Genomic DNA, 7,296 nt, shown 5'->3' on the forward strand with positions numbered 1-7,296 from the left:
CCCCCTCAATTCGGAAAAATCAAGGTTTGTCCCGGTGCTTCACGATTAAGATGGATAAAGTTAAGATGTTTTTCATAATGGTCAAGAATATCGCTAATGATTTGCTCTTTCGTATAATCCATTAAATCATTACCCTGTGTTCCTTCTATCAAGAACGTTTCCAACCGATAATAGTAAGATTTACCCGCTCTTGCCCGATAAGTAAACCCGGGTACAGAATAGCGTTGTGGCCAAATCTGATAGACAAAATTCTGTTCATCACCCAAATCAACAATCAGCTCAAGCGGATTCAGCCGTCGGTCTTCTTCCGGTGGCAGTGCATTAAACTGAACTTTCGCCCCCCGCACCACCAGCTCCTTAGCAACGTCCAACATGGCCGGACGGCATACACTATCCAGCATTCGTTGCGCATTTTTCGTGCCCGGAAAATGCATCATACGGCTTAAACGTTGTTTCCAGTTCAAGGAACCATTGTCATGAACGAGAGTAGGAGAAGAATTGTGCAGTGCACTGGCCTTACGAAAATCTTCTACCCGCAAAGATTTGTACAGCCCTGCCATCACAAAGAACATCACGAAACTAAAAGGCAATCCCATGATGACCGTGGTATTTTGTAAAGCAGAAATGCCATCCGTCATCAGAATACCCAATGTTAATACCCCGATCGCCACAGACCAGAAAATGCGTAACCAGTTTGGCGCGTCATTATTGATATCACTCAGGTTCGAGGTGAAATTACCCAATACCAATGAACCAGAATCCGCCGAAGTGACATAAAACAGCAATCCCGTAATGGTGGCAACCGAAGCACTGAACGTGAATGCCGGATAAAATGACAGCAGACGATAAAAACCTTGCTCTGGATGTTGCAGCACAGTTTCAGCCAATTGGTGATTGCCATGAAGAATTTCATACAATGCGCTGTTTCCAAAAATCGATAGCCACAGCAACGTAAAAACAAATGGAATGACTAATGTTCCTGTCACAAACTGGCGGATGGTTCTGCCACGGGAAATACGTGCCAAAAATAATCCCACAAATGGCGACCAGGCTACCCACCACGCCCAGAAAAACAGTGTCCAGTTGTTCATCCACTCCGTGGGGCGCTCAAAGGCAAAACTGTTCAGCGTCATCCCCATGAAACGGCTGATATAATCCCCGACGTTCTGCACTAATCCGTTCAGCAAAAATTCCGTATCGCCCATAAACAACAGAAACAAAACCAGACCAAGGGCCAGCAGTACATTCAATTCGGACAAAATCCGAATACCTTTGTTGACACCGGAAGTGACCGAAATGATGGCTATCACGACAGACAAGAGTATCAGTCCTCCCTGAACCCCCAATCCTTGCGGTAATCCGAAAAGGACTTTCAGGCCATAATTCAACTGCACGACGCCAATGCCCAGCGTCGTGGCAATGCCAAATATTGTCCCTATCACTGCCGCAATATCCACCGTATGGCCGATGAAGCCTTTAATGCGGTGACCAAAAATAGGATAAAGTGCCGAGCGGATCGTCAGCGGCAAATTATAACGATAGCTAAAATATCCCAGTGCAATGCCCATCAAGGCGTACATAGCCCAGCCCGTCAGGCCATAGTGGAACAGCGTCCACACCATCGCCTGACGAGCTGCTTCAATGGTTTCCCCCTGACCGGTTGGCGGCCGCATATATTGCGTGACAGGTTCGACTACCGAGAAAAACATCAAGTCAATGCCTATCCCTGCGGCAAACAGCATCGCCGCCCAACTCAGTAAACTGAATTCCGGCTTAGATTGCTCTGGGCCCAGTTTGATTGAACCAAAACGGGAAGACGCCACAAAAACAACAAAGACAATGTAAAGCGTCGCAGCCAGTAAATAGTACCAACCAAAAGTTTTAGATACCCAATTCAGGGTGTTTTTTATCCAACTACTTGTTGCCTCTGTGAAAAAAATAGTGAATAGAGAAAATGCAATAATCAGTCCAGCAGAGGTGAAAAAAACAACAGAATTCAGGGTGTCCTTCTGAGTATTTTTTGGACTGTCTTGTGTATTCATAGGCAGTTCCTGAAATGAATAGAATTAAAACGCGCGAAAAGCATAACGCACATAACATGTTGAATTAAAAATAAATTTAAAGTAATTTAAAATAAACACGCCCCTTTTTTGTAAAAATATTGTAATAAAACATATTTAATTTTGATTGAACATTCAATTAAAAAAAAGTTTAATACTCTCCGAATGATTGATCTTCTGAGCATAAAATCATGCCAAAAATTGGAATACAGTCGATAAGAAAACAACAACTCATTGATGCAACATTAATCGTTGTTAATGAAGTTGGTATGCAAGAAGCAACGATTGCGCAAATCGCCCGCAAAGCCGGGGTTTCCAACGGCATTATCAGCCACTATTTCAAGGATAAGAACGGGCTATTGGAAGCCACCATGCGTTATCTGTTGCAGCAGCTAGGAATGGCAGTCGCACGCCGATTACGCCTGCTTGATAATGCAACGCCTACGCAAAGATTGAAAGCCATTGTCAAAGGGAATTTTGACCCCAGTCAGACCAGCAGTGCAGCCATGAAAACCTGGTTGGCATTCTGGGCCAGCAGTATGCATCAACCCAATCTCTATCGGTTACAACAAGTCAATGAACGCCGTTTGTATTCCAATCTTTGTGTTGAATTTAAGCGTGCCATGCCAAAAGCAGAAGCACGCTTGGCTGCGCAGGGTCTTGCCGCATTGATTGACGGCATTTGGCTGCGAAGTGCATTAAGCCGGCAGCCTTTTGACCTCGAAGGGACATTCAAAATTACCATTGATTACATCGAACAGAAACTCAGGGCATCGCTATGACCTGAGTTCCGGCTTATAGCCTGATAAACAGGCTGCTAAGGAGAATCTATGACCCATTTTGGATTACAAAAACTTTATATCCACGGTGCCCATGTGGATAGCACCCATCCTGACAGTACCATTTTTGATGCCATTAACCCAGCCAATGGAGAGGTGATTGCCCAATTTCAATCCGCCACAGCACAAGATGTTGACCTGGCTGTCGAAAGTGCCCGGCAGGGACAGAAAATCTGGGCAGCGATGACTGCGGTAGAACGTTCACGGATCTTACACAAGGCCGTAAATATCCTGCGTGAACGTAACGATGAACTGGCTGAACTGGAGACACTGGATACCGGCAAACCCCTGGCTGAAACCCGGCTGGTTGATATCGTTTCTGGTGCTGATGCACTGGAATATTATGCGGGTTTAATCCCCGCCCTTGAAGGACAGCAAATTCCACTGCGTGAATCTTCTTTCTTCTATACACGCCGTGAACCACTGGGCGTCGTAGCCGGTATCGGCGCATGGAACTACCCTATCCAAATCGCCCTCTGGAAATCCGCCCCGGCCCTGGCTGCCGGCAATGCCATGATTTTCAAACCCAGCGAAGTCACTTCTCTCACCGCGTTGAAGTTAGCTGAAATCTATACCGAAGCCGGTTTGCCTGATGGTGTGTTCAATGTCTTGACCGGCACCGGCCATGAAGTCGGCCATTATCTGGCTGTTCACCCTGAGATCGCCAAAATATCTTTTACCGGCGGGATTGCGACAGGCAAAAAAGTCATGGCAGATGCGTCGGGTTCATCCCTAAAAGAGGTCACGATGGAATTGGGCGGCAAATCCCCGCTGATCATTTTTGATGATGCCGATCTGGATCGTGCTGCGGATATTGCCATGATGGCCAACTTTTTCAGTTCAGGTCAGGTTTGTACCAACGGCACCCGCGTTTTTGTCCCCAAGTCACTGCTCCCACCATTTGAAACAAAAATTCTTGAGCGCGTTAAGCGTATTCGTATTGGTTCTCCCCTCGATCCCAACACTAACTTTGGGCCGTTGGTGAGCTTCCCACACATGGAATCGGTTTTACGCTACATCGAAAGCGGCAAGAACAGCAATGCCCGCCTGCTTTGTGGTGGGAAGCGCCTGCTTGAAGGCGAATTGGCACAAGGGGCATTTGTTGCACCGACCGTGTTCAGTGACTGTACCGATGAGATGTTAATCACACGGGAAGAAATTTTCGGGCCAGTGATGTCTATCCTGACTTATGAAACAGAAGATGAAGTCATTGCCCGCGCCAATAACACCAATTATGGTCTGGCTGCCGGGTTAGTCACCCAAGATATTTCCCGCGCACATCGCGTGATCCACCAGCTAGAAGCGGGGATCTGCTGGATCAATACTTGGGGAGACTCTCCGGTGGCTGTCCCTGTCGGGGGTTATAAACATTCTGGTGTTGGCCGCGAAAATGGGCTGGTCACACTACAACATTACACGCAAATCAAATCAATACAGGTGGAACTGGGCAATTTTGAATCCCTATTTTAATCCATGCCTGAAACAGAGGAGATACTAATGGTTTTTGATTACATTATTATCGGTGCTGGGTCAGCGGGTAATGTGCTTGCAACGCGTTTAACAGAAGATCCCAATATCACCGTCCTGCTGCTGGAAGCTGGCGGGCCGGATTACCGATTTGACTTCCGTACTCAAATGCCAGCAGCGCTGGCATTTCCCTTGCAGGGAACCCGCTATAACTGGGCGTATGAAACCGATCCTGAACCTCATATGAATCATCGCCGCATGGAATGCGGACGGGGTAAAGGGCTCGGTGGCTCTTCGCTCATCAACGGTATGTGCTATATCCGTGGCAATGCACTGGATTTTGATCATTGGGCAACCCAGCCGGGGCTGGAAGAGTGGGCTTATCTTGATTGCCTGCCCTATTTTCGTAAAGCGGAGTCAAGGGATATTGGCGGAAATGACTATCACGGCGCAGATGGGCCGGTCAGTGTCACAACCCCCAAGGCGGGAAATAATGAACTCTTTCATGCGATGGTAGAAGCGGGGATTCAGGCGGGTTATCCACGTACTGATGATTTGAATGGCTATCAGCAAGAAGGCTTTGGGCCAATGGATCGCACCGTTACCCCGCAAGGGCGCCGAGCCAGTACAGCCCGTGGTTATTTGGATCAAGCCCGTTCGCGTGCCAATCTCACGATTATGACGCATGCTTTGACTGATACCCTTGAATTTGACGGCAAGACAGCCGTTGGCGTCAATTTTTATCAAGGCAATAGCTCAACCTTAACTTACGCAAAAGCCCGTAAAGAAGTTTTGCTCTGTGCGGGAGCAATCGCCTCTCCACAGATTTTGCAGCGTTCGGGCATTGGCCCCGCAGACGTCTTGGACGAGCTTGCGATCCCTGCCGTGCAGGTATTGCCCGGTGTCGGGCAAAACTTACAAGATCACCTTGAAATGTACTTGCAGTATGAATGCCTCAAGCCCATTTCCCTCTATCCGGCGTTGAAATGGTATAACCAACCGCAAATTGGCGCTGAATGGTTATTCAAAGGCACTGGCATTGGTGCCAGCAATCAATTTGAAGCGGGGGGCTTTATTCGTACCCATGAAAAATTTGCCTGGCCAAATATCCAGTTTCACTTCCTGCCGGTTGCGATTAATTACAATGGCAGCAATGCCGTCAATCAACATGGTTTTCAGGCTCATGTTGGCTCTATGCGTTCTCCAAGCCGGGGTTGGGTGAAAATTAAATCGCGAGATCCACGCCAGCACCCAAGTATTTTATTCAACTATATGTCAACCGAACAGGATTGGCAGGAGTTCCGCGCGGCGATCCGCATTACGCGGGAAATTATGGCACAACCGGCACTGGCTCCCTATTGTGGCCGTGAAATCAGCCCCGGGGTTGAGATCCAGTCCGATGAACAGTTAAATGCTTTTATTCGTGAACATGCCGAAACCGCCTTTCACCCATCATGCAGTTGCAAAATGGGGACAGGCGACATGGCTGTGGTGGATAGTCAAGGACGCGTGCATGGCATTGACAATCTGCGTATTATTGATGCTTCTATTATGCCAACCATCATTACCGGTAATTTAAATGCCACCGTGATCATGATGGCGGAAAAAATTGCTGATAAAATCAGGGGAATTTCCCCCCTGCCACGCAGTCAGGCAACATATTATGTCGCCAATGATGCACCGGTTCGTCAATTAGCGAAAAACCATTGATTGATAAATTTACTCTCGTGAAAACGGGATAAACACCAATACGGGAAATTGAGATATTCAAGTCGTATTATTTGAATGCTCATTTTTCCCGTATTTATTAGCACTCCATCCTCTATCAAATAAATCTCATCCTTGACAATCGTTTTTCGATTACGTTGTTGTTAGACTACCCATAAAAAATTATTACGTAGTATAAAGTTGATGTTCAGTCATTGCCATCGCAAGACTATATTCAATATCTGCTTCTTGAATCTGGAGTAATGTTTTCTGTTTAGGAGAATAAGGTAACAAATATTCTTGACGTTGAGGAAAAACAATACATTGTGGTATCGGACACGGAATTGTCATTCTTCCATTAATACTTATGACATTATCGACAATATATGACCAATATTGTTGCATCTTTACACCACCGACAATTGCGGTGGGTGCTAACGGAAACAATAGTGATATATTGGTATAATTATCATAAACATAAGCATTTTCCCACTGATGAATATATTCCAGTTGATGATCCCTAAATGCTCGACTTTGTGCATATATCAATAAATTCAATAGCCAAGGATGCTCTTTAGGTTGTTGTTTAGCAAGTGTTTGCATAAGTAAAATAAGTGTATCGAAAGGAATATAAAGCGTTCTGTTAGCAAGGGAAAAATTAGATAATTTCTCCTGCCAAGCTTGTAAAACAATATAAGAAAGTGCTAAGTTGTTAGTATGTTGTGCTAATTGTATCCCTTTCTCAAGAAAATGTGGATAAGGTTGTTTATTCAAAAATAAGGGAGGTTGACTGGAAATAATGTAATGTTTTTTCTTTTTATTTCGGCTGAATAGAGATTGTTTTGTTAATATTCCTTCTTCATTAAGATACCACCAAGCATAAGGTCGCCAACCAAGATCACTAAAATTGGTATGGGTAAGTACGACTCTAAGATGAAAATAATCATCATCTTCTTTTTGTTTTTCAGTAACAAACTTACTGACACCAGCACGTGGAAAGAAAATATTAGGGCTGGCATGAGGTAAGGTAACGAGGATTTTTTTTGCATGAAGAAAATTATTCAATGTTATCGTATTCCATCCCAATAAAGACCATACACAAGGTGCGAATATATCAGGTAGAGTTGGAAAAAAATCTCGCTTTTGAATATTAATCTGTGAAACCATTAATTGGCGATAAATCATATTATTCATATTTATTTTTCTCCTTATCAAATACGCAA

5 protein-coding genes are annotated in these 7,296 nt (G+C 45.1%); 3 read left to right on the plus strand and 2 right to left on the minus strand.

Annotation, left to right across the window (positions count from 1 at the left end; all coding sequences use genetic code 11):
• Positions 1-5: 5 nt before the first annotated feature.
• Complete coding sequence (locus PSI17_RS07360; protein ID WP_273551352.1) at positions 6-2,042, minus strand: choline transporter; 2,037 nt, start codon at positions 2,040-2,042, stop codon at positions 6-8.
• A gap of 209 nt (positions 2,043-2,251) precedes the next feature.
• On the opposite strand from PSI17_RS07360, the gene betI reads away from it, so the two are divergent.
• Genes betI through betA form a run of 3 tightly spaced genes read left to right on the plus strand, consistent with a single transcriptional unit; the run spans position 2,252 to position 6,076 of the window.
• On the plus strand, positions 2,252-2,842 hold the full coding sequence (betI, locus tag PSI17_RS07365) for a transcriptional regulator BetI (protein WP_273551353.1): 591 nt from the start codon (positions 2,252-2,254) through the stop codon (positions 2,840-2,842).
• Positions 2,843-2,890: 48 nt separating this feature from the next.
• Positions 2,891-4,369, plus strand: a complete 1,479-nt coding sequence (gene betB, locus PSI17_RS07370) for a betaine-aldehyde dehydrogenase (protein WP_273551354.1) — start codon at positions 2,891-2,893, stop codon at positions 4,367-4,369.
• A gap of 27 nt (positions 4,370-4,396) precedes the next feature.
• A complete protein-coding gene (gene betA, locus PSI17_RS07375) occupies positions 4,397-6,076 on the plus strand; it encodes a choline dehydrogenase (protein WP_273551355.1) in 1,680 nt (559 codons plus the stop codon).
• A 183-nt stretch (positions 6,077-6,259) separates the two neighbouring features.
• Here betA and PSI17_RS07380 read toward each other — a convergent pair.
• Positions 6,260-7,296, minus strand: a 1,037-nt coding sequence (locus tag PSI17_RS07380) for a hypothetical protein (RefSeq protein ID WP_273551356.1), incomplete at its 5' end; no start/stop codon positions are given.

The sequence above is a fragment of the Xenorhabdus sp. IM139775 genome, assembly GCF_028598745.1.
In the GTDB taxonomy this organism is placed as follows: domain Bacteria; phylum Pseudomonadota; class Gammaproteobacteria; order Enterobacterales; family Enterobacteriaceae; genus Xenorhabdus.

Coding starts and splice junctions, on each gene's coding strand:
- betB (WP_273551354.1), top strand. CDS start 2,891: ATGACCCATTTTGGATTACAAAAACTTTATATCCACGGTGCCCATGTG.
- betI (WP_273551353.1), top strand. CDS start 2,252: ATGCCAAAAATTGGAATACAGTCGATAAGAAAACAACAACTCATTGAT.
- PSI17_RS07360 (WP_273551352.1), bottom strand. CDS start 2,042: ATGAATACACAAGACAGTCCAAAAAATACTCAGAAGGACACCCTGAAT.
- betA (WP_273551355.1), top strand. CDS start 4,397: ATGGTTTTTGATTACATTATTATCGGTGCTGGGTCAGCGGGTAATGTG.